We start from the raw sequence: 21,987 nt of genomic DNA, 5'->3' as shown, positions 1-21,987 counted from the left end.
CGACGGAATCGTTGCAAACGACGAGAGGGACTGTCCCTCGATTTTGGAAATATTTCCTGTTTCGAGGGACAGTCCCTCGAATCTGGAAACATCGCGATTGTGCGATCTTGCGGTTTTCGGGGCGGTAGCCGGTGGTGGAGCGGTGGCGGTGCTAGACTTCCCGGTATGAACCCGGACTCGCTGCTTGCCACGCTCTCGGAAGACCGCCTGACGCCCGCCGCGCGCATCGCCCTCGCCGCGGCGCCGCGCGATGCGATGGGCCATGCGGTGTTTCGTACGATGTGCGGCACCGATGCGAAGCTGGAGCGCTTTGCGTGGTTCGGTGATGGCCTCGCGGCTGCCGTGTGGGAGCGCCATACCGACGAGCAGCTCACCGTCTACAGCGAGCCGGGCCACCATACGCTGTCGTGCTACCTGGGCGGCGGCTACCGCGTCGAGCGGAATGGGGCGCCGGGGCGGTTCGGGGCGCCGCACCGGCTTTGTTCGCTGCCGGACTGGCACGAGTCGCGCTGGATGGTGCGCGACGAACTGCGCCTGATGCACATCTACTTCATGCCCGAGCACTTCACGCGCCGCGCCGTCGTCGAACTCGATCGCGAGCCGCGCGAGCTGATGCTGCAGGACCGCACCTACTTCGACAATCCCCAGCTGGCCGCCCTGTGCGAATCGCTGCTCGACGCGCCGTGGCTCGGCAGCGACCAGCTGCTGCGCGCGAACGAGATCACGCACGACGCGCTGTCCCTGCTGCTGCACGACCAGGCGGCCGTGCGGCCGCACCTGCGCTTGAAGGGTGGATTGGCGCCTTACCTGCGCCGGCGCCTGGCCGAGTGGATCGACGCGCACCTGCACGAGAACATCACGCTGGGCCGCCTGGCCGAACTGGCCTGCCTGTCGGAGTTCCACCTGGCGCGGATGTTCCGCGTGTCGTTCGGGCTGCCGCCAGCGGGGTGGGTCGCGCTGCGCCGGATCGACCGGGCGAAGACGTTGTTGAAGACGGGGACGCTGCCGTTGCAGCAAGTGGCCGATGCGTGCGGCTATGCGGACCTGTCGCATTTCTCGCACCGCTTCCGTGCCGCGATGGGCGTGCCGCCGGGGCGCTACCGGCAGATCGTCAACGGGTGATCAGGTCATGTCCGTGATCAGGCGGACGATCTCGTCGCCGTAGGACGCGAGCTTCTTCTCGCCGACGCCCGAGACGCCGCGCAGGTGGTCGAGCGACGTCGGCTTGGCCTTGGCGATTTCACGCAAGGTCGCGTCGACGAAGATCACATACGCCGGCACGTTGTGTTCGCGCGCCGCGCCCATGCGCCACGCGCGCAGGCGCTCGAAGATCGCCTGTTCTTCCCCGTCGAGATCCATTTCGACGTAGCCTTTCGGCGCCGCGCTGCGCTTCACCTTCACGGGCTTCTGGTACTGGCGCAGCTGGACCTTCTGGCCGCCTTTCAGCACGGGGCGGGCGGCATCCGTCAGCTTCAATGAGCTGTACTGGTCGTGATCGACAGTGACGAGCCCCAGCGCGATCACCTGGCGCAGGATCGCGCGCCATTCCTGCTCGCTGCGGTCGGCGCCGATGCCGAACACGGACAGGCTGTCGTGATGCCACGTCTTGATGCGCTCCGTCTCGACACCGCGCAGCACCTCGATCACGTGGGTGGCGGCGAAGCGTTGGTCGACGCGGTAGATCGCCGACAGCAGCTTCTGCACGGGCACCGTGCCGTCGAACGACACGGGCGGGACCAGGCACGTGTCGCAGTTGCCGCACGGCGTGGACGGCTCGCCGAAGTAGTCGAGCAGCCGCACGCGCCGGCACGACAGCGTCTCGCACAGGCCCAGCATCGCATCGAGCTTGGCGCCCAGCACGCGCTTGAAGTCCTCGTCGGCCTCGGATTCGTCGATCATCCGGCGCTGCAGCACCACGTCCTGCAGGCCGTAGGCCATCCAGGCGCTGGCGGGCATGCCGTCGCGGCCGGCGCGGCCTGTCTCCTGGTAGTAGCCCTCGATGCTTTTCGGGAGGTCGAGGTGGGCGACGAAGCGCACATCCGGCTTGTCGATGCCCATGCCGAACGCGATCGTCGCCACCATCACGAGGTTCTCTTCGCGCAGGAAGCGGGCCTGGTTGGCGGCGCGCTTGGCGTGCTCCATGCCGGCGTGGTACGGCAGCGCGCGGATGCCGTTCTCGTTCAGGAAGTCGGCCGTTTCCTCGACCTTCTTGCGCGACAGGCAGTAGACGATGCCCGAATCGCCCGTATGCTCGCCGCTGATGAAGTCCAGCAGCTGCTTGCGGCCGTTGGTCTTCTCGACGATCGAGTAGCGGATGTTCGGGCGGTCGAACGACGACACGAATTGCGCTGCCGTCGTCAGGTCCAGCCGGTGCGCGATCTCGGCGCGGGTCTGCTGGTCGGCGGTGGCGGTCAGCGCGATGCGCGGCACGCCGGGGAACTGCTCGTGCAGTACCGACAGCTTGATGTACTCGGGGCGGAAGTCGTGGCCCCATTGCGACACGCAGTGCGCCTCGTCGATCGCGAACAGTGCGATCTTCGAATCCTGCAGCAGGTCGAAGCAGCGCTGCGTCATCAGGCGCTCCGGTGCCACGTAGACGAGGTCCAGCTGGCCCGTGCGCACCATGCGTTCGATGCGCGCCGTTTCTTCCCACGTCTGCGTCGAGTTCAGGAAGGCAGCCCGCACGCCGACTTCGGCGAGGGCATCCACCTGGTCCTGCATCAGGGCGATCAACGGCGAGATGACGACGCCGACGCCGTCGCGCAGCAGCGCCGGGATCTGGTAGCACAGCGATTTGCCGCCGCCGGTGGGCATCAGCACGAGCGCGTCGCCGCCATTGGCGACGTGTTCGACGATCTGCCCCTGTTGTCCGCGAAAGGCCGAGTAGCCGAAGACGGATTCGAGCAGGTGCAGGGCGCGTTGACTGATGTCCAGTTGATCCATTGAAGCTTGCGGGGTTACTCCGCCCAGGTGACGGCGCCCGTGTAGGCGGTGATGATGACGACGAATCCAAACACTATACGGTACCAGGCGAAGATGGTGAAGTCATGCGAGCTGATGTAGCGCAGCAGCCACCGGACGCACAGGAACGCGGAAACGAATGCGGACAGCGAGCCGATGCCGAACAGCGGCAGGTCGGCGGCCGACAGCAGCGCGCGCTCCTTGTACAGCGAATAGAACGTGGCGCCGAGCAGCGTCGGGATCGCCAGGAAGAACGAGAATTCCGTCGCGGCCTTGCGCGACAGACCCAGCATCATGCCGCCGATGATTGTCGCACCGGAGCGGCTGGTGCCGGGAATCAGCGCGAACGCCTGTGCGCAGCCGACCTTCAGCGCGTCGAGCACGCTCATGTCGTCGACCGACTGCACGCGTACCGCCACCGGGTTGTTGCGCGCACGGCGCTCGACCCACAGGATGATGAGGCCGCCGATGATGAACGCCATCGCCACCGGCACCGGCGCGAACAGCTGCTCCTTGATCTGCTTGTTGAACATGAAACCGAGGATCGCCGCGGGCAGGAAACCAACGATGACGTTCAGCGCAAAGCGACGCGCCTTCGGATCGCTGCCGAGACCGGCCAGCACGTTGGCGATCTTCACACGATACTCCCAGATCACCGCCAGCATCGCACCGCCCTGGATGGCGATCTCGAACACCTTGATCTTCTCCCCCGTGAAATTCAGCAGGCTGCCGGCAAGAATCAGGTGGCCGGTCGACGAGATGGGCAGGAATTCGGTAAAGCCTTCTACCAGCCCCATGATCAGGGCTTTCAGTGCGAGAACGATGTCCATGTGTACGAGAGGTGGGTGATGGGGATGCGCGCAGGAAAGCGCGGCCCGAAGCTTACCACGCGAGCAGCCCAGCAGCACGCCGCACTCGGCCATTTGCCCGCCAAACAGGCAGATTTCGATGCCATTAAGGCATTGTTAAGCAAACATCACGGCGAATGTTGCAGCAGCGAAAAATTTCCCAAAACCGGCGTCTGACCCCGAATCTGGGAAATATTTCCAAAAATCGGGGACAGTCCCCAAATTTTGGAAACTTTTTCGGTGCATATATCGGCTGCGGGCGAAATGCGCTGCGAACCGCAGGTAAGTGCGGGGAAACGCAGCGCGGTTGTGAAGCCGCGCCGGGTGGGGGTAACAAAATTGCCAAGAATCGGGGACAGTCCCCTGTTGTTTAGCGACCAGCTCAGCTGTCAGAACGTCAGGTCGACGCGGGCGCCGACGTAGCGGTGGTAGTCGCGCGGAGGCAGCCATTCCGTCGTGTTGACGGCCAGTGGGGTGTTCGGGGCGCGGGGGCTCCATGTGCCGTTGGCGATGCTGTTGTTCAGGCCGGCGGCGTAGCGCTTGTCGAACAGGTTGTTGATGAAGAAGCTCGCCTTCCAGCGGCCGCCCTTGTCCGTGGCGCCGAACGACAGGTTCGTGATGCTGTAGGCGCCCTGGATCGTCATCGGGTCCTGGTTCAGCGAGAATTGCGTACGGCTCTGGTAGCGCGTCGTGCCGGCGATGAAGGCGTTGAACGGCAGCGTTGCCAGCGGCAGGTCGTATTGGCCGCCCAGGTTCACTTTGACCTTCGGCGCGTTCGGCAGCGTTTTGCCGGCCAGGTCCTGCACGTTCGTGTTGTTGAATTCGGGGCTCTGGTAGCAGCCTGGCCCCGGCGCCGAACCCGTGCCGGCCGCGTTGACGACGTTGTAGCACGGGCCGTTACGGAACTCCGTGATCGTCGCTTCCGTGTACGCGAGGCTGCCGTTCAGTTGCAGCCGCGGCGTCACGCGCACCGAGCCTTCCACTTCCAGGCCCTGCGTGCGCAGCCCGCCCAGGCTGTTCAGCGCGGTGCGGAAGATGCCGTCGTAATCGAAGAAGCCGGCCGACTGCTGGAAGTTGCGGAAGTTCGTGCGGAACAGCGCCACCGAGAACATCGCCCGGTTGTCCCACAGGCTCTGCTTCCATCCCAGCTCGTAGCTGCGCGCCGTCTCCGGCGGCACGGCGGGCTTTGCCGCCAGCGCGGCCGTGAAGCCGGACGTCAGGTCGTACGCCACGCCCTTATGGCCCGTCGATACCGTGCCATACACCATCGCGTCGCGATTCAGCCGGTGCTCCAGGCCCAGCTTCCACGTCTTGCTGTGGTTGCTGTCGTCGTTCGTATAGAACTCCGTCTGCACGACGGCTTGCGGCGGCACCGAATAGCGCCGGAAGCGGTAGCCCGTGTCTTCCAGGTTCCAACGCGCGCCGACGATCAGACTCGTGTCGGGCCGGAAGTCCCAGCTGCCCTGGCCATACGCGGCCTTGTTGACGTTCCACGCGTCCGCGCCGTAGTTGGTGCCGTAATTGAAGATCAGCGGCACCTTCGCGAGCTCGCGATTCAGGTCGTTCTTGCCGTACCACAGGCCGGCCACGTAGCGCAGCGCGCCCTTGTCGGGGGACGTCAGCCGCAGCTCCTGCGTCGTCGACTTCACGTTGAACACGCCGTATTGATACAGCCCGCCATGCATGTTCGTCGGGGCGCCGTTCGGCAAGGTCAGGTACTGCAGGATGTCGATGTCGGTCGCGTCATTGTCCTGGTAATCGTCCATGTGGTACTTGCTGTACGACGTGATGGAGGAAAGCGTGTAGCCGCCGTCGAAGCCATAGTCGATCTTCAGTCCAGTACCCCAGTCGTGGAACTTGCCGCCCGTCGGGTAATCGTTGCGCACGTCGCGGTTGCCCGGCGCGATGCGGATGTCGCGCAGCACGACGGCCTGCGGCAGCTGCGGCGCGTTGCGGTAGATGCCGCCCGGCGTCATCGACGTGAACGCCGTCGTGCAGCAGAACTTCTCGGTGCGGTTGTAGTGCGGCGACAGCGTGAACTTCAGGTTCTCCAGCGGCTGCCATTCGAACTTCGCGTTGACGTTGTCGCCCTTGCTGCCATTGAGCTTGCCGCCCGTCGTCAGGTTGTTCAACGTGCCGTCGTAATCCGTCTTGCTGGCGGCGATGCGCATGCGGAACGTGTCCGACACCGCACCCGACACGCCCACCGCCACGCGCCATTCGTCGTCGTTCGTCGCCAGCATGCTGGCCGTGGTCTTCACGGGGCCGCCGATCGGTTTCGTCGTGATGTTCAGCGCCCCCGCGATCGCGCTCTTGCCGAACAGCGTGCTTTGCGGTCCCTTCAGCACCTCGATGCGGTGCACGTCCGCCAGGTCCTTGAACGCGTTGGCCTGCATGCCGAGCGGGATGTCGTCCACGATGACCGCCACGTCGGCCTCGACGCCGATCCCCAGCGAGAACGTGCCGACGCCGCGCATATTGATGCTGAAGTTGCCTGGCTGGGTGCCGTAGGACAGCGTCAGCGCGGGCGACAGCGCCGGCAGGTCGTCCAGCTCGCGCACGTTGGAGCGCTGCAGCACCGCGTCGCCCAGCACCGTGATCGATTGCGGCACGTCCTGCAGATTCTGGGCCCGCTTGTTCGCCGTGACGACGACCGATTCCAGCTTGCCGGTGTCGGTCTGTTGCGCGGCTTGTTGCGCGGTTTGCTGTGCATGCGCGCCGGCGGCAAGCAGCGCGGCGGCCAGCGCGAACGGGGTGCGTGTTCCAGTGATACGCATGATGTCTCCTTTTGTCGGCATGAAGGGAGCCGGGCCCCGGTCGCGTGGACAGGCCTGGCAGGGCGGGCGGGGCCCGCGGGGGTAAGGCGAAATCAGTTCATCGGTGTGCGAGGCGGAACACTTCGCTGCCGGCCAGCAGGAACGCGCCGACGCCATACACTTCGGTGGCCTGCGCATCGAACACCTTCGGCGCCAGGCCGATCGGCTGCACGTGCGTCAGCCTGCCGTCCGGATCGACGTTGGCCGCCAGCGCCGTCCAGGCCTTGCGCACGGCCGGTTCGAACGCGGCGCGGTCGAGCAGCGCGTTGTTGACGCCCCACGCCAGCGCATACGTGTACAGCGCCGAGCCGGACGACTCCTTCATCGGGTAGCTGGCCGGATCGAGCAGGCTCGATCGCCACAACCCGTCCGGCTGCTGCAGCGCCAGGATGCGAGTGGCCATCTCGCGGTACTGCTGTTCGAAGCGGGGCCGGGCCGGATGCGCGGCCGGCAGGTACTGCAGCACGCGCACCAGGCCGCCTATCACCCAGCCGTTGCCGCGGCCCCAGAACACCTTGCGGCCGTTCGCCTCGCGCTGGTCGAACGCATTGCTGTCGCGGTAGTACAGGTGCTCCTGCCTGTCGTACAAGTAGTCGGATGTCACCCACCATTCGCGCAGCGCGAACTCGGCATAGCGTTCGTCGCCGGTGGCCGCCGTCAGGCGCAGCCACGCGGGCGGCGCCATGAACAGCGCGTCGCACCACGACCAGCGGTCCTGGTTGCCCTTGACCTTGAAGTCCAGCGTGCCGGTGCGGGGATTGGCGAGAATGCTGTCGAAGTGGGCGCGCATCGGCGCGATCATCCGCGGCTCGCGCAGCTGCATCGCCAGCTCGGCATAGGTCTGGCCGACGATGTGATCGTCTGCGTGATAGAAGTTCGGTCCCAGCTTCCAGCCATTGCTCTCGCCCATGCGCACCATGGCGGCGCGGTAGGCCGGATTGCGCGACACGCCTGCCAGCGCCATGAAACCCGTATAGCCGACGGCCTGCGTCCAGTCGTCCGGGCGGTGCCGGCTGGGGTTGGCCAGCTGCCAATCGGCTACCCGCTCCAGCGTCGCCAGCACGGCGGCCGGCGCGAGCACATCCTGCGACCAGGCCAAGCGGGTGGGCAGCAGGGCGGTGGCCGCGGTCGACGCGAGCGCCAGTGTCCACACGCGGCGCTGCGCGGAAAAGTGTTGCGTCATGGTGCAGTCTCCTTTTTTCTTGGAAAGCTTTCCAATTTTTCAGCTAGAATAAATGAAACCGCTACCAACCTCAACGGGATTTGCGCGTGCTGTTGCGAAAAAGGGAAAACGTTTAATCTCGTGTCTCGCACCCGGCCCCGCAGGACCCGACCCATCCCCCGTCGGCGCGATTCTTTCGCACTGGCGCGCCTCCTTTCGCGCAGCAATTCCTCGTGTTGCATTTTCCCGCCACCGGCAGCTTGCTTGCAACAAGGTTTTCTTCTACGATGAGGTTAAACGTTTTCCATAGAGAAGACGAAACGAAGTGAACAAAGGAGACCAGGATGCACAAGCAAGCAAGGAAGGCGCCGCTGGCGCTGGCGGTAGCGATCGCGCTGCCCGCGTTGGCGCAGGCCCAGGAGCAGGGGCTGGAGCAGGTGGTGGTGACGGCCAACAAGCGCGTCGAGAAGCTGGAGCACGTGCCGATGGCGATTTCGGTGCTGACCGATACCGTTATCCAGAACAACAACGTGCGCGACATCGAGGACGTGATCGCGCTGTCGCCCGCGCTGACGATCACCTACGGCACCACGCCGCAGAACAACGGCATCAATATGCGCGGCGTGGGCACGACGTCGATCGGCATCGGCGTCGAGGCCGACGTGTCGGTGATCCTCGACGACATCCCGATGGGCATGCAGGTCAAGGCGTTCCAGGACCTGGCGGACCTGCAGCGCGTCGAGATCCTGAAGGGGCCGCAAAGCACGCTGTTCGGCAAGGCCGCGATCGCGGGCGCCGTCAACATCACGACCAAGCCGATTTCCGGGCCGCTGCGGGCGAACACCAGCGCGCTGTACACGAACGACGGCGAGTGGCGCCTGCGCGCATCGTACGGCGGCATGCTGACCGAGCGCTTCGGCCTGCGCATCAGCGGCAGCACGGCGCGCTTCGGCGGCCTGCTGCACAACATCACGAACGACACGGACGCCAACGGCTCGTCCGACAAGAGCCTGATGGCGAAGTTCATCTGGCATGCGACGGACGATGTCGACGTCGAGTTCTCGCCCCGCATCAACCGCTCGGTGCGCAACTGCTGCGCGATCGCGCTGACGGGCATCACGCCGGCGACGGGCGGCCTGCTGTCGAACATCCCGCAACTGCCCGCCACCGAGCTGCTGGCCGGTATTCCGATCGGCCCGGACAACACGACGATCCGCAACAACGACCGCACCGGCCAGGATTCCGTCGACCGCGGCGCGGGCCTGAAGGTCAGCTGGGCGATGCCGAACGGCGCCACGCTGTCGTCGATCTCCGCCGTGTCCCACTACACGGCGGACGATTCGCGCGACCAGGACTTCGTCGACGCGAACACGCTGCTGTATTACCCGTATGCGAACGGCCAGCCGGCCGGCGTGGCGGCGGGCTACGTCCAGTACGGCACCACGGTGGTCGATTCGCGCTCGCAGGAGCTGCGCCTGGTGTCGCCGGACAGCGGCGCGCTGCGCTACGTGGCCGGCCTGTGGTACGCGAAGAACGCGATCGCGCGGCACTTCGTGCGCGGCTTTAACGGCATCGCGCTGACGACGCCGGTGCAGTACGACACGGCCACGTACAACCGCACCTACGCGGCGTTCGGCCAGGCGACTTGGGACTTCGCGCCGACGTGGAGCGTGCTGGCCGGCCTGCGCTACAACCATGAGACGTCCGGCTACCGCTACGCGAAAGGCGCACCGCCGCCGGGTGAATTCGTCGTCACCGAAGCGTATTCGAGCCTGGGCAACAGCGAGGGTGCCGTTACCGGCAAGCTCAGTTTGCAGAAGCAGTTCACGCCCGGCGTGATGGGCTACGTGATGGCGGCCACGGGCTACAAGGGCATGGCCTACGATCTCACCAGCAGCCTGAATGCGGCCACCGCCGCCCAGCAGCCGGTGAAGTCGGAGACGGCGCGCACGTTCGAGGCGGGCATGAAGGGCAACTTCCTGAACAACCGGCTGACCGTCAGCCTGGCCGCGTTCCACACGAAGTTCGACGACTACCAGCAGAACTCCGGCAGCTACCTGCCCGGCACCACGACCTACGTCACGCGCCTGAACAGCGTGGGCGGCGTGGAGACGAAGGGTATCGAGCTCGATACGTCGGCGCTGCTGCACCGCGACTTCGTCGTCAACGCGAGCCTGGCGTACACGCGCGCCAGCATCACGGACTTCCGCAACGCGCCGTGCTACACGGTGGCGGGCAGCCCGAACGGCGGCTACAACGCCGCTTGCATTCTGAAGAACCCCGAGTTCGGTGGCCAGAACACGCAGGATGTTTCCGGCGGCACGATGCCGAATGCGCCGAAGATCAAGGTCAACGTGGGCGGCCAGTACGACCTGCGCCTGGCCCCAGTGAGCTTCGACGGCTTCTTCACGTTCAATACCCGCTACACGTCCGAAGTGCTGACGAACCTGAACCAGGACCCGGGCTCGCGTGTGCCGGGCTATGCGATCACCAATATCGGCTTCGGTGTGCGCGACAAACAGGACCGGTACAAGCTGTCCTTCTTCGTCAACAACCTGTTCGACCACCGCTATGCCAACTCCGGCCTCGGTGGCGGCGGCAGCTGGAGTTCCCGTGCGCCGAATCCCGTCGTCGTCGTCAACACCACCAGCTGGAACCCCGCCCGCGATGCGTTCCGCTACTACGGCGCGCGCCTCGACATGAAGTTCTGATTGCCTTTGCCGCGGCCGGGGTGTCCGCCCGGTCGCGGTTTTTTTTTGCCGGCTTGAAGGTAACGGTTACCATTTTTGCAGCTAAAATTGATAGCGGTACCAAGTATTCGGCGACAACCACAATAATGGAGACACGATGCTGAACCGATTGTATGCCGCCGCCCTGTTCGCGGTGAGCGCCGCCGCATGGCATGCGGCCGCCAGTGCCGCCCCGGCGCTGCAGAACGTGCAAGGCCGCAGCCACCAGAACCTGGACGGCCGCTGGCACTACATCGTCGACCCGTACGAAACGGGTTACTACGATTACCGCCGCAAGCCGTACGACCAGTCCGACTCCGGCAGCGGCGGCTTCTACGACGACCGCCAGCCGAAGGACAAGAGCGAGTTCGTCGAATACAGCTTCGACGGCTCGCCAACGATGGCCATTCCCGGCGACTGGAATTCGCAGGATGCCAAGCTCGAACTCTACGAAGGCACCGTGTGGCTGCGCCAGCGCTTCGACGCGGCGCCGAAGCCCGGCAAGCGCTACTTCCTGTACTTCGGTGCCGTCAACTACGAAGCACACGTCTACCTGAACGGCAAGAAGCTCGGCATGCACAAGGGCGGCTTCACGCCGTTCCAGTTCGAAGTTACGGGCAAGTTGAATGAGGGCCGCAACACGGTGATCGTCAAGGCCGACAATACCCGCCACGCCGACGAGATTCCCACCGTCTCGACGGACTGGTGGAACTACGGCGGCATCACGCGCGACGTGCTGCTGGCCGAAGTGCCGGACACGTATATCGCCGACTACAAGATCCAGCTGGCCAAGGGCGACCGGCGCCGCATCGAGGGCTATGTGCAGCTGGACGGCAGCCGCAAGGAGCAGGAGATCACCGTCGCGATCCCCGAGGCGAACGTCAGCGCGAAGGTGCGCACGGATGCGAACGGCCGCGCCACGGTGCGCATTCCTGTCGGTACGTTGCGCTACTGGTCGCCGGAAGACCCGAAGCTGTACGGCGTGACGATCGCATCGAACACGGACAAGGTCGCCGACCGCATCGGCTTTCGCACGATCGAGACGCGCGGGCGCGACATCCTGTTGAACGGCAAATCCGTGTTCCTGCGCGGCGTATCCGTGCACGAAGAGAACCCGCTGATTCCCGGCCGGCTGCGTGGCGCTGGCGACATGCGCATGATCCTGCAATGGGCCAAGGACATGAACTGCAACTACGTGCGCCTGGCCCACTACCCGCACAGCGAGGAGATGATCCGCCTGGCCGACGAGATGGGCCTGATGGTGTGGGCCGAGGTGCCCGTCTACTGGACGATCGCGTGGGAGAACCCGGCCACGCTGGAGAACGCGCAGCGGCAGCTGACGGAGCTCGTCGTGCGCGACAAGAACCGCGCCAGCGTGACCGTGTGGTCGATCGGGAACGAGACGCCCGTCAGCGCGCCGCGCAACGCGTTCATGGGCAAGCTGGCCGATACGGTGCGGGCGCTGGACGACACGCGGCTCGTCGGCGCCGCGCTGGAAGTGCACCGCAAGGGAGCCGAGATCACCGTCGAGGACCCGCTGGCGGACAAGCTCGACCTGGCCAGCTTCAACGAATACGCGGGCTGGTACTGGGCCAGCAACAAGGACATGTTGAACTTCCACTTCAACATCCCGTACGACAAGCCGGTCGTCATCACCGAATTCGGCGCCGATGCGCTGGCGGGCTACCATGGCGACGCGGACACGCGCTGGAGCGAGGAATACCAGGACCAGCTGTACAAGAACCAGTTCACGATGCTGGAAGCGATCCCCGGGCTGCGCGGCATGACGCCATGGGTGCTCGTCGACTTCCGCTCGCCGCGCCGGCCGCACCCGTACTACCAGGACTTCTGGAACCGCAAGGGCCTGATCTCGCAAAGCGGCAAGCCGAAGCAGGCGTTCCACACGCTGAAGGCCTACTACGACCGCAAGGCACAACAATACAAGAGCAAATAAGGAGACATGATGACGTTGAAACCGATGGTGGTGTCCGTGGCGCTGCTGTGCGCATTGCCCGCATTGGCGCGCGACCAGATCGATAAGAGCGTCGATGTAAAGGTCGATGCATTGCTGGCGAAGATGACGCTGCAGGAAAAGATCGGCCAGCTGCACCAGCTGTCCGGCCGCGAGGCGACGGGGCCTGAGAGCGCGAAGCGCGCCAGCCAGCTGGCCGAGATCGAGACCGGCAACGTGGGCTCTATGCTGAACGTGAAGGGCGCGCAGGACACCCGCGCAATGCAGGCGCTGGCATTGAAGTCGCGGCTGAAGATCCCGCTGCTGTTCGGCCTGGACGTCATCCACGGCTACAAGACGGTGTTCCCCGTGCCGCTCGGCGAAGCGGCATCGTGGGACCTGGAGGCGATCGAACGGTCCGCCCAGGTGGCAGCGCGCGAGGCGTCGGCGGCCGGCCTGCACTGGACCTTCGCGCCGATGGTGGACATCGGCCGCGACCCGCGCTGGGGCCGCGTGATGGAAGGCGCCGGCGAAGATACGTACCTGGGCGCGCAGATCGCCAGGGCACGCGTCAAAGGATTCCAGGGAGCGCGGCTGGGCAGCACGGACCGCATCATGGCCACCGCCAAGCACTTCGCCGCCTATGGCGCCGCCATTGCGGGCCGCGACTACAACGCGGTGGACATGAGCCTGCAGCAGCTGTATGAAGTCTACCTGCCGCCGTTCAAGGCGGCGGCTGATGCCGGCGTGGCCACGTTCATGAACTCGTTCAACTCGCTGAACGGCGTGCCCGCCACCGGCAGCGCGCTGCTGCAGCGGGACATCCTGAAGGGCGCCTGGAAGTACCCGGGCTTCGTCGTGTCGGACTGGGCGTCGATCAAGGAGATGGTCCCGCACGGCTATGCGGCCGACGAGGCCGATGCGGCCGTGAAGGCGCTCAATGCCGGCAGCGACATGGACATGGAGGGCGAGGTGTACATCGCCCACCTGGCGCAAGCCGTCAAGGCGGGCAAGGTACCGCAGAAGAACGTCGACGACGCGGTGCGGCGCATCCTGCGCAAGAAGTTCGAGATGGGGTTGTTCGACGATCCTTACCGCTTCTCCGATCCGAAGCGCGAGCAGGTGGTGCTGGCCGACCCGCAGCACCGCGCGGCCGCGCGCGACGTGGCACGCAAGTCGCTGGTGCTGCTGAAGAACGAGCGCAACGTGCTGCCGCTGGCGAAGAGCGGCCGGCGCATCGCCGTCATCGGCCCGCTGGCCGATTCGAAGCGCGACCTGGAAGGGGGCTGGGTCGTGTCCGACGTGCGGGGCGACGTCGTCACGCTGTTGCAGGGCATCCGCGGCCAGGCGCCGGGCGCGCAGGTGAGCTACGCGGCCGCGTGCGCGCCGGGGTGCGCGAACGCGGACGGTTTCGCGGCCGCTGTCGATGCCGCCGCGAAGGCCGACGTGATCGTGCTGGCCGTCGGCGAAACGTGGGACATGAGCGGCGAAGCGAAGTCGCGCACGGATATCGGCCTGCCGGGCCGGCAGACCGAGTTGTTCCAGCGCCTGAAGGCCACCGGCAAGCCGGTCGTCGCCGTGCTGTTCGCGGGCCGGCCGATGATCTTCAACGAGATCGCCGACCAGGCCGATGCGATCCTGTACGCATGGTTCCCCGGTTCCGAAGGCGGCAACGCGGTGGCGGACGTGCTGTTCGGCGACTACAACCCGTCGGGCAAACTGCCCGCCACGTTCCCGCGCAACCTGGGCCAGATCCCGATCACGTATGCGCAGACGATGACTGGCCGCCCCGTCGTCGACGAGAAGAACATCGTCTACCGCTCGGCCTACATCGACTCGCCGAACACGCCGCGCTATGCCTTCGGCCACGGCAAGAGCTACACGGAGTTCGGCTATTCCGGCCTGCGGCTGGACAAGGCCACGCTGCGGCAGGGCGAATCGGCCACGCTGTCGTTCGAGCTGGAGAACAAGGGCAAGGTCGCCGGTACCGAGATCGCCCAGTTGTACGTGCGCGATATGGTCGCGTCGATCGTGCGGCCCGTGAAGGAGCTGAAGGGCTTCGCGAAAGTCCAACTGCAGCCGGGCGAGCGGCGCCGCGTGACGTTCACGATCGACCCGGACACGCTGTCGTTCTTCAACGGCCAGCTGAAGTGGGGCGCGGAACCGGGCGCCTTCAAGCTGATGGTCGGCAGCGCGTCCGACGACATCCGCCTCGACACCACGTTGCAGCTGCAATGACGGACGATTCCAGCAACGAGCAAGGCAAGCGCCGCCGCCGCAAGGGCCTGGGCCTGACGCTGCGCGACGTCGCGCGCCTGGCCGGCGTGGCGCCGATCACCGCGTCGCGGGCATTGAACACGCCGGATGCGGTGTCCGACGAGATCCTGCAGCGCGTGAAGGATGCCGTCGAACGCACCGGCTACGTGCCGAACCTGCTGGCCGGCGGGCTGGCGTCGCGCCGTTCGCGCCTCGTCGCCGCCGTCGTGCCGACGATCAGCGGCTCCGTGTTCCTCGAGACGGTGCAGGCGTTGACGGAAACGCTGGCCGCATCCGGCTACCAGATGATGCTCGGCCAGTCCGGCTACCACGGCTCGCGCGAGGATGCGCTGCTGGAGACGATCATCGGCCGCCGCCCGGACGGCGTGATCCTGACCGGCATCATGCACTCGACCCTGGCGCGGCGGCGCCTCGTCGCCAGCGGCATTCCCGTTGTCGAGACGTGGGACCTGACGCCGACACCGGTCGACATGCTGGTCGGCTTCTCGCACGAGAAGGTGGGCACGGAAGTGGCGCAGTACCTCTACGGGCGCGGTCGCCGGCACATGGCCGCGATCAGCGCGGACGACGAGCGGGCGATCCGCCGCAACCGCGCGTTCGCGAACGCGGCGCAGGCACTCGGCGCCGCGACGTTATCCAATGCGGTACCGACACACGTCGTGCCGGCTCCCAGCTCGGTGGCCAGCGGGCGGGAGGGCCTCCGCGTGCTGCGCGCGAAGGATCCGTTGATCGACGCGATCTTCTGCAGCTCGGACATGGTGGCGCTCGGCGTGCTGACGGAGGCGCAGGCGCAGGGCATCAAGGTGCCGGAACAGCTGGCGATCATCGGCCTGGGCGACCTGGCGATGTCGCGCGAACTGCACCCGGCGCTGACGACGGTGCGAGTGGACGGCACCCTGATCGGGCGCACCGCGGCGCGCTATATCATGCAGCGTGCCGAGGGCGGAACGGTGGCCGAACCGGTATGCGACGTGGGTTTTACCATCGTCGAACGGGCGACTACCTAGCGGCTTTTTCCGTCAGCGGCTTCACGTACTGCAGCAGGCTGACGAGCGTCTTGCCCGGTTCTTCCCACGGCACCATGTGGGCCGAGCGCTCGAACCACACGGCCTGCTTGTACGGCGCCTTCACGGCGTTCAGCCATGCCTCGGTCGGCGCGTTCGGCGTCGTGTAGTCGTGGCGGCCCATGAACATCAGCACGGGAATCGGGAATGCCTTCACACGGCTGTAGTCGACCGTCACGAATTCCGGCAGCAGGCGGCCCAGCGTAAACAGGCTGCCTGCATCGATCGCCTTTACGTCGTCGATCGTGTACTCGGGCGACAGCAGCGGGCCGAGGAAGAAGTAGTTCGATTCGCTGCGCCAGGCGGACATGCCGCCGTAATACTGCGGCCACTTGCGAGCGAGGACGATGCGCTCGCGGGTGATTGGCTGGTCGCCGGGGTAGGGCGCGATCGACTGCAAGTCCTTCAGCGCTTCCTGGTTGCCCAGGCGCTTCGCTTCGGCCAGCGCGTACTCGTAACTAATGCGTTCATTCTCGCGCACGCTGATCACCTGGCCGATGCCGACGTAGGCGTAGAACAAGTCAGGTCGCTTCAGCGCCGCGCCCATGCCGACGATCGTGCCCCAGCTGTGCCCCATCAACACGACTTTCTCCTTGCCGTACTTTGCGCGCAGGTGCTCGGCCACTTCGATCGCATCGTCGACGTATTGCGCGACGTTGACGGTCGAACCGATCGTCTCGCCGTCGGTCGGGCGATAGCTCTTGCCGGCGCCCCGCTGGTCGTAATGCGCGACCGTGAAATACTCTTCGATGGGCCGCTGGAATTCCCACGTCGTCGGCGTCATGGGCGAGGCCGGACCGCCATGGATGAACAGGATGATCGGGTTGGCCTTGTCCTGCCCCCGCACGCTGATGTACTGCTCGACGCCGCCGATCTTCCGCTTGTAGCTGTCCTGGATGCCGTTCGGCGCCACGATCTTCGTCAGGTCGGCCACGGCCGTGCGGGCGCGCTGATAGTACTTGGCGTCCTGCGCGTCGTCGGCGCGGGCGGTGGCCGTGGCGAGGATGAACAATGCGGCGAGCCATGCTTTTTTCATCGTGCTGTCCTTTCTTGTGCTGGAGAGCAGGATGATAGCGAGGACCGGCCTCAACGCGCGCGATGTGCGACGGACTGCGCAAATCGGGCAATGAGTTGTGTGCAGGCCACGAAATGCGATGCTGGAAATGCCGGCTCGACGTGACGCGACAGGCCGGCGATCACTCTGCAGTAGGCCGATCAACGCGGCCGCTTCGCCGCCTGATGCCAAATAAATTTTTTGCAATTCCCGGCTGCAGGCTCGTACACTAAAGCTAATATCTTCGGTATGGAATGGGTTCGCAAATGATAGCGAACGCCTCTGAGCTGGCCATCCTCAGCTCCGTGCCGTCAGGGCGCTCGCCTGGCCAGGTTCAACCAGCCTCACCCGCTTCACCGCCGTGCATTACGCATCGCCGTTGTTTGCAGCCGAGTTGTTTTCGTCTTTTCAGTACTTTGTTTCGACGCGTTCAAGACTTGGGGGGAATATGAAAACCTGTGTAGTGGATTCGAAGCACCGCATGCAAGGCAAGGTCTTCCTGAAAAACGGGGTGGATATCTATCGATGCGGCGACTGCGGCTGCATCATGGCGGATATCGATTTCAATCACGAGCAGTACGAATCCAACGAATACTACACAATGTCCTACCGGACGCTGGAGAGCATCGACAAGGTGTGGGGGTTCCGCTGGCGCTATGTGCTGGACAAGATCGTCAAGAGCGGCAACGTTGCGTCGCTGCTGGACGTCGGCGCGGGCAACGGCTATTTCGTTTCGCTGGCCGCGAAGGAGTTCGGGTTGCGCGCGACCGGCCTGGAAATCTCCACCGAGGAAATCCGCTTCGCCGAAGAACACGTGGGCGTGAAGCTAGTCAACGAGGACGTCTGCCGGCACAAGGAAATGTACGACGTCGTCACGTCGTTCAACGTGCTCGAGCACGTGGCCGATCCGCACGGCTTCCTGTCGGCGGTGCTGGAGCGGGTCAAGCCGGGCGGGCTGATCGTCGTAACGACGCCGAACCCCGGCTGCATCCACGCGAAAGTGAAGGGCCTGGAGCGCTGGAACATGGTCTGCCCGCCCCACCACATCAATCTGTTCTCGAAGCAGTCGCTGCTGGAAATGCTGGAGCAGCGGGGGGCGGAGCCGCTGTCGTACGAAACGCTCAGCACCTACATCAGCTTCGTACGCGATTTCGACAGCAGCAACCTGGTATTGCGGCGCACGTTCTTCAACCTGCTGCGCATGGCCGGCCTGGGCGCCGACCACTGCGTGATTGCCAGGAAAGCGCCAGCCGCCGCGGCACGGCACTGAACCGGCCCGGGCATTGCCGTCACGCGGGAGCGGTTGCCCGCTCCAGATCCGCCAGCCACCGCAGGGCGTGCTGGCGGTCCACGCCGCACATCTCCGCCGACGGCTGCAGGCCGCCGCAAAACGCGGGCCGCTCCGGCTTGCCGAAGATCCTGCAACGCTGGTCGTCGTCCAGCTGCACGCAGCGTACGCCGGCCGGCTTGCCGTTCGGCATACCGGGAATCGGGCTGGTGATCGAAGGGGCGGTGCAACAGGCACCGCAATGGTCGCGGCAGTTCATTGGGCAGTAAGTCAGGCGGGCAGAATGTCAGGCGGGCAGAAAGTCGGGCGGGGAGTGCTGGCAAGCGGGCTAGCCCGTCATTGTAACGCGCTCAGTGCCCGCCAAGCAGCAGCGACAGCGAATACAACAGCACGCCGACGACGCCGCCCACCAGCGTGCCGTTGATGCGGATGAATTGCAGGTCGCTGCCCACGTGCAGCTCGACCTTCTGGGCGATCGTGTCGGCGTCCCACTTGTCGATCACGCGGCGCACGACGGCGACGATCAGGCTGCGCCGTTCGACGATCGCGTCGACGGCGAACGATTTCAGCCAGTCGTTCAGCTTGGCGCGCACCGCCTCGTTCTGCCCCAGCGCGGTGGCGAACACGCGCAGCGCATCCTGCGCGCGCAGCAGCAGGCGCGAGTCGGGCGACGCGCTCGACGCCAGCAGCCGCGCGCGCACGTCGCGCCAAACGTCGGCGACATAGGCCCGGAACACCGGGTGGCCCAGGCCGCGCGTGAGCAGCGCGCGCAGCCGCTCCTCGTATTCGGGCGACTGCTCCAGGTTGTGAATCAATTCGTCGATCGCGTCGTGGAAGCGGGCGCGCCAGTCGCCTTCCTCGTCCGCCATGTCGTCGAGGATGCTCTGGATGCCGTCCATCAGGCGCTCGAAGAATTTCTCGTCGATCATCCGCGGCATCCATTTCGGGCTGTGCTCGTGCACCTTCTGGCGGATGTAGCTGCGATTCTCGTCGAGCGCATTGCCGACGAGGCCCAGCACCTTCTGCAGCAGCCGCACGTGCTGGCCGCCGGCGACGAGCACCGACAGCACCTGGGCCAGCACCGGCGCGAGGCGCACGTCCTTCAGGCTCGATGCCAGCGTGCCGCCGACGAATTCGGCCGCATCGCGGTCCTCGATCATGTTCAGCACGGCGGGGATCGTGCCGACGAGCCGCTCGGCCACGGCGCGGCTGTTCGCATCGTCGGCGAGCCAGCGCGCGGAGACGCCGGCAAAGTCGACGTCCTTCAACTCGTCGCGCACGACTTCCGGCGTGATGAAATTATGTTCGAGGAATTCGGCGATGTTGGCGCCGATCCGGTCCTTGTTGCGGGGGATGATCGCCGTGTGCGGGATCGGCAGTCCGAGCGGGTGGCGGAACAGCGCCGTCACCGCGAACCAGTCGGCCAGACCGCCGACCATCGCCGCTTCGGCGAACGCGCCGGCAAAGCCCAGCCATGGGTAGCGCGGCTGCAACAGGCGGGCGGCCACGAACAGTCCGGCCATCGCGGCCAGCAGGCAGGTGGCGTTGCGGCGGATGTGCTGCAAGCGTTGGCGCGGATCCCTGTGCGGCAAAACATACTCCCGAACTGAGCTTGGACGGATGATAACGCCGCTTGCGCAGGCCGACGGTGCGCTTGGCAACGGTGTGCAGGGGCGGGCCCGGCATTCATTATCATGGACACAAGGAGGTGGCCATGGATCGCGAACGACCGAAGGACGGCGACGTGGTGCGGCCGATCGGCTGGCACCAGAAGATGATCGTGGTGGGCACGCGGGGCGACGACATCCGCTGCCGGTGGAATGACGACGACGGCGAACACGAGCAGGTGTTTCCGGCCGCACAACTGGAAACGGTGCGCCCGGGGTTCGATTTTCCTGCCCATCCGCAGCGCAGCAGGATCACGCATCGACCGTGAGACCGTGAAAGGGGCCCCCGAGCCCCGTTTCGGCTGAGGCTTGCTTGACGTTGCCATGTAGCAGGTCTATATTTACTGACTTATAAGTAAGTTAGCCGTTTCACGTTATGCACGCAGACACGAAGCCGCGCTGGGAGCGCCGCAAAGACGCCCGGCCGCAGGAACTGCTGGCCGCCGCGCTCGATTTGTTCGTGGACCGCGGCTATGCCGCCACGCGCCTGGAAGACGTGGCGCGCCGCGCCGGGGTGTCCAAGGGTACCCTGTACCTGTATTTTGAAAACAAGCAGGAGCTGTTCAAGGCCGTCGTGCGCGAGAACGTCGTGCAGGTGATCGGCCAGGCCGAGAGCGACATGGCGGCCGCCGAAGACGCCAGCTGTACCGAATTGCTGCGCACGATGCTGCGGCGCTGGTGGACCGAGCTGGCGTCCACGCGAGCTTCCGGCCTGGCCAAGCTGATCATCATGGAGGCCGGTAATTTTCCTGAAATCGCGCAGTTCTACAATGACGAGGTCATCTCGCGGGGCCAGGCGCTGATCGCCTCGATCCTGCGGCGCGGCATGGAACGGGGCGAATTCGTCACGGTGGACGCCCAGCTGATGACGCACGTGCTGATCGCGCCCGTCATCATGCTGATGTTATGGACGCATTCCCACGACCCGTGTGGCGCCGGCGTCGATCCGGAAGGCTACATCGAGACCTTCCTCGGTCTCGCGCAGCGCGGGCTTGCCCGCGGCACGCCATGAAACGGCGTATTTTCGGTGCTTCAACCCCGCCAAACTGCAGACTGTCGCAATTTCCCGCTACCCGCCGTCGTTATCGTTAATATCCCGTCCAGACCAGTTCAACGATAAAATGACGGATTCTTATTCCTTCACTAAAGTCTAAAAGATGAATATCGAACAAGCCCGATTCAACATGATCGAACAGCAGATTCGTCCCTGGGACGTGCTGGATACCGATGTACTCGATCTGTTGATGGTCGTGAAACGCGAAAATTTTGTTCCGGAAGCCTACAGGAACCTGGCTTTCGTCGACACGATGATCCCGCTGCCGGGCGGCGCGTCGATGCTGACGCCGAAGCTCGAGGCGCGCATCGTCCAGGAAGTCCACGTGAAGAAGCATGAGAACGTGCTGCTGGTCGGCGCCGGTTCCGGCTACCTGGCTGCGCTGCTGGGGCACCGCGCCCGTCACGTGACGGCCGTGGAAATCGATCCGGCGCTGAAGGAGCTGGCTCAGAAGAACCTGGCGGCGGACGGCGTGACCAACGTGACCGTCGAACTGGGCAACGGCGCCCAGGGCTGGACGAACGGCGCACCGTTCGACGTCATCGTGTTTGCCGGCGCGCTGCCGGTACTGCCGGAAACCGTGCTGGAGCAGGTAAAGCCGGGCGGCCGCATCCTGGCCATCGTCGGCGAATCGCCGGTGATGTCTGCGAACCTGATTACCCGTACCGACAGCGGCTACGAGACGAAGAAGGCGTTCGAGACGGACGTGAAGCCGCTGCATGCTGCCGTCACGCCATCCCACTTCACGTTCTGAGCAACCGGCACGCACGACGATGCAGCACATTACCGCTCCGGAGCTGGCCGCATGGCTGGCCGATGATACCCGCCCGCGCCCCGTCCTGCTGGACGTGCGCGAGAATTGGGAATACGACACCTGCCACCTGGAAGGTGCGACCTTGATCCCGATGCAGACCATTCCGGCCCGCATCGACGATCTGGACGAGGATGCGGAAATCGTGTGCATCTGCCACCACGGCGCGCGCAGCCTGTCCGTGGCGGCGTTCCTGGAGCGGCATGGCTTCCCGAAGGTGACGAACCTGACGGGTGGCATCCACGCGTGGGCGTTGCAGGTGGACCCGTCGATGCCGAAGTACTGAGGAGGTACAGGCGAAGTAC

The 21,987-nt window shown here is 65.3% G+C and carries 18 protein-coding genes; 11 read left to right on the top strand and 7 right to left on the bottom strand.

Features of this window, described 5'->3' with window-relative positions:
• The first annotated feature begins 165 nt into the window (after positions 1–165).
• The gene (locus IP92_RS11325) at positions 166–1,122 is read left to right on the top strand and encodes an AraC family transcriptional regulator (protein WP_145874636.1); all 957 of its coding nucleotides are present in this window, start codon (positions 166–168) and stop codon (positions 1,120–1,122) included.
• Here the strand turns inward: IP92_RS11325 and recQ are convergent, their stop codons facing one another.
• Both recQ and IP92_RS11315 read right to left on the bottom strand, forming a co-directional pair.
• On the bottom strand, positions 1,123–2,943 hold the full coding sequence (gene recQ, locus IP92_RS11320; protein ID WP_145874635.1) for a DNA helicase RecQ: 1,821 nt from the start codon (positions 2,941–2,943) through the stop codon (positions 1,123–1,125). It lies immediately after the preceding gene.
• Positions 2,944–2,957: 14 nt separating this feature from the next.
• Positions 2,958–3,791, bottom strand: a complete 834-nt coding sequence (locus IP92_RS11315; protein ID WP_145874634.1) for an undecaprenyl-diphosphate phosphatase — start codon at positions 3,789–3,791, stop codon at positions 2,958–2,960.
• A gap of 15 nt (positions 3,792–3,806) precedes the next feature.
• Here IP92_RS11315 and IP92_RS11310 point away from each other — a divergent pair, with 15 nt between their 5' ends.
• Positions 3,807–3,986 (top strand): hypothetical protein, encoded by a 180-nt coding sequence (locus IP92_RS11310; RefSeq protein ID WP_145874633.1) that lies wholly within the window; start codon positions 3,807–3,809, stop codon positions 3,984–3,986.
• A 212-nt stretch (positions 3,987–4,198) separates the two neighbouring features.
• On the opposite strand, the gene IP92_RS11305 is transcribed toward IP92_RS11310, so the two are convergent.
• Together IP92_RS11305 and IP92_RS11300 are read right to left on the bottom strand one after the other, a co-directional pair.
• A complete protein-coding gene (locus IP92_RS11305; protein WP_158206738.1) occupies positions 4,199–6,586 on the bottom strand; it encodes a TonB-dependent receptor in 2,388 nt (795 codons plus the stop codon).
• Between the two features lie 97 nt (positions 6,587–6,683).
• Positions 6,684–7,808 carry a glycoside hydrolase family 88/105 protein gene (locus tag IP92_RS11300; protein WP_145874631.1) on the bottom strand — a complete coding sequence of 375 codons (1,125 nt, stop codon included), beginning with the start codon at positions 7,806–7,808 and terminating at the stop codon, positions 6,684–6,686.
• Between the two features lie 323 nt (positions 7,809–8,131).
• Between IP92_RS11300 and IP92_RS11295 the strand changes: the two genes are divergently transcribed.
• The 4 genes from IP92_RS11295 to IP92_RS11280 all read left to right on the top strand — a co-directional run bounded on the left by IP92_RS11295 (position 8,132) and on the right by IP92_RS11280 (position 15,751).
• Positions 8,132–10,498 (top strand): TonB-dependent receptor, encoded by a 2,367-nt coding sequence (locus IP92_RS11295; protein ID WP_145874630.1) that lies wholly within the window; start codon positions 8,132–8,134, stop codon positions 10,496–10,498.
• 136 nt (positions 10,499–10,634) lie between these two features.
• Positions 10,635–12,470: a glycoside hydrolase family 2 protein gene (locus tag IP92_RS11290; protein ID WP_145874629.1), complete on the top strand. Its 1,836-nt coding sequence runs from the start codon at positions 10,635–10,637 to the stop codon at positions 12,468–12,470.
• Between the two features lie 6 nt (positions 12,471–12,476).
• Complete coding sequence (gene bglX / locus IP92_RS11285; protein WP_229418723.1) at positions 12,477–14,705, top strand: beta-glucosidase BglX; 2,229 nt, start codon at positions 12,477–12,479, stop codon at positions 14,703–14,705.
• Positions 14,702–15,751 (top strand): LacI family DNA-binding transcriptional regulator, encoded by a 1,050-nt coding sequence (locus tag IP92_RS11280; protein ID WP_145874628.1) that lies wholly within the window; start codon positions 14,702–14,704, stop codon positions 15,749–15,751. Before bglX ends, IP92_RS11280 begins: the two co-directional genes overlap by 4 nt.
• Here the strand turns inward: IP92_RS11280 and IP92_RS11275 are convergent.
• Positions 15,744–16,844 (bottom strand): alpha/beta fold hydrolase, encoded by a 1,101-nt coding sequence (locus IP92_RS11275; RefSeq protein ID WP_145874627.1) that lies wholly within the window; start codon positions 16,842–16,844, stop codon positions 15,744–15,746. The genes IP92_RS11280 and IP92_RS11275 overlap by 8 nt on opposite strands.
• A gap of 466 nt (positions 16,845–17,310) precedes the next feature.
• Here IP92_RS11275 and IP92_RS11270 point away from each other — a divergent pair, with 466 nt between their 5' ends.
• Positions 17,311–18,132: a class I SAM-dependent methyltransferase gene (locus IP92_RS11270; protein WP_145874626.1), complete on the top strand. Its 822-nt coding sequence runs from the start codon at positions 17,311–17,313 to the stop codon at positions 18,130–18,132.
• Between the two features lie 19 nt (positions 18,133–18,151).
• Here the strand turns inward: IP92_RS11270 and IP92_RS11265 are convergent, their stop codons facing one another.
• Both IP92_RS11265 and IP92_RS11260 read right to left on the bottom strand, forming a co-directional pair.
• A complete protein-coding gene (locus tag IP92_RS11265) occupies positions 18,152–18,409 on the bottom strand; it encodes a YkgJ family cysteine cluster protein (protein WP_145874625.1) in 258 nt (85 codons plus the stop codon).
• A 91-nt stretch (positions 18,410–18,500) separates the two neighbouring features.
• Entirely contained in the window at positions 18,501–19,715 is a 1,215-nt protein-coding gene (locus tag IP92_RS11260; RefSeq protein WP_229418722.1) for a DUF445 domain-containing protein, read from the bottom strand.
• 149 nt (positions 19,716–19,864) lie between these two features.
• On the opposite strand from IP92_RS11260, the gene IP92_RS11255 reads away from it, so the two are divergent.
• The 4 genes from IP92_RS11255 (at position 19,865) to IP92_RS11240 (ending at position 21,968) form a co-directional block, all read left to right on the top strand.
• Positions 19,865–20,086, top strand: coding sequence for a hypothetical protein (locus tag IP92_RS11255; protein ID WP_145874624.1), 222 nt, complete (start codon positions 19,865–19,867; stop codon positions 20,084–20,086).
• A 107-nt stretch (positions 20,087–20,193) separates the two neighbouring features.
• A complete protein-coding gene (locus IP92_RS11250) occupies positions 20,194–20,829 on the top strand; it encodes a TetR/AcrR family transcriptional regulator (RefSeq protein ID WP_145874623.1) in 636 nt (211 codons plus the stop codon).
• Positions 20,830–20,974: 145 nt separating this feature from the next.
• Positions 20,975–21,625, top strand: a complete 651-nt coding sequence (locus IP92_RS11245) for a protein-L-isoaspartate O-methyltransferase family protein (protein ID WP_145874622.1) — start codon at positions 20,975–20,977, stop codon at positions 21,623–21,625.
• Positions 21,626–21,644: 19 nt separating this feature from the next.
• Positions 21,645–21,968: a rhodanese-like domain-containing protein gene (locus IP92_RS11240; RefSeq protein ID WP_145874621.1), complete on the top strand. Its 324-nt coding sequence runs from the start codon at positions 21,645–21,647 to the stop codon at positions 21,966–21,968.
• Positions 21,969–21,987 lie beyond the last annotated feature (19 nt).

Source organism: Pseudoduganella flava (genome assembly GCF_007830495.1).
GTDB classification, from domain to species: domain Bacteria; phylum Pseudomonadota; class Gammaproteobacteria; order Burkholderiales; family Burkholderiaceae_D; genus Rugamonas; species Rugamonas flava.
Note: the sequence above shows the minus strand (reverse complement) of the source record. Positions and strands in the feature narration are given on the sequence as shown.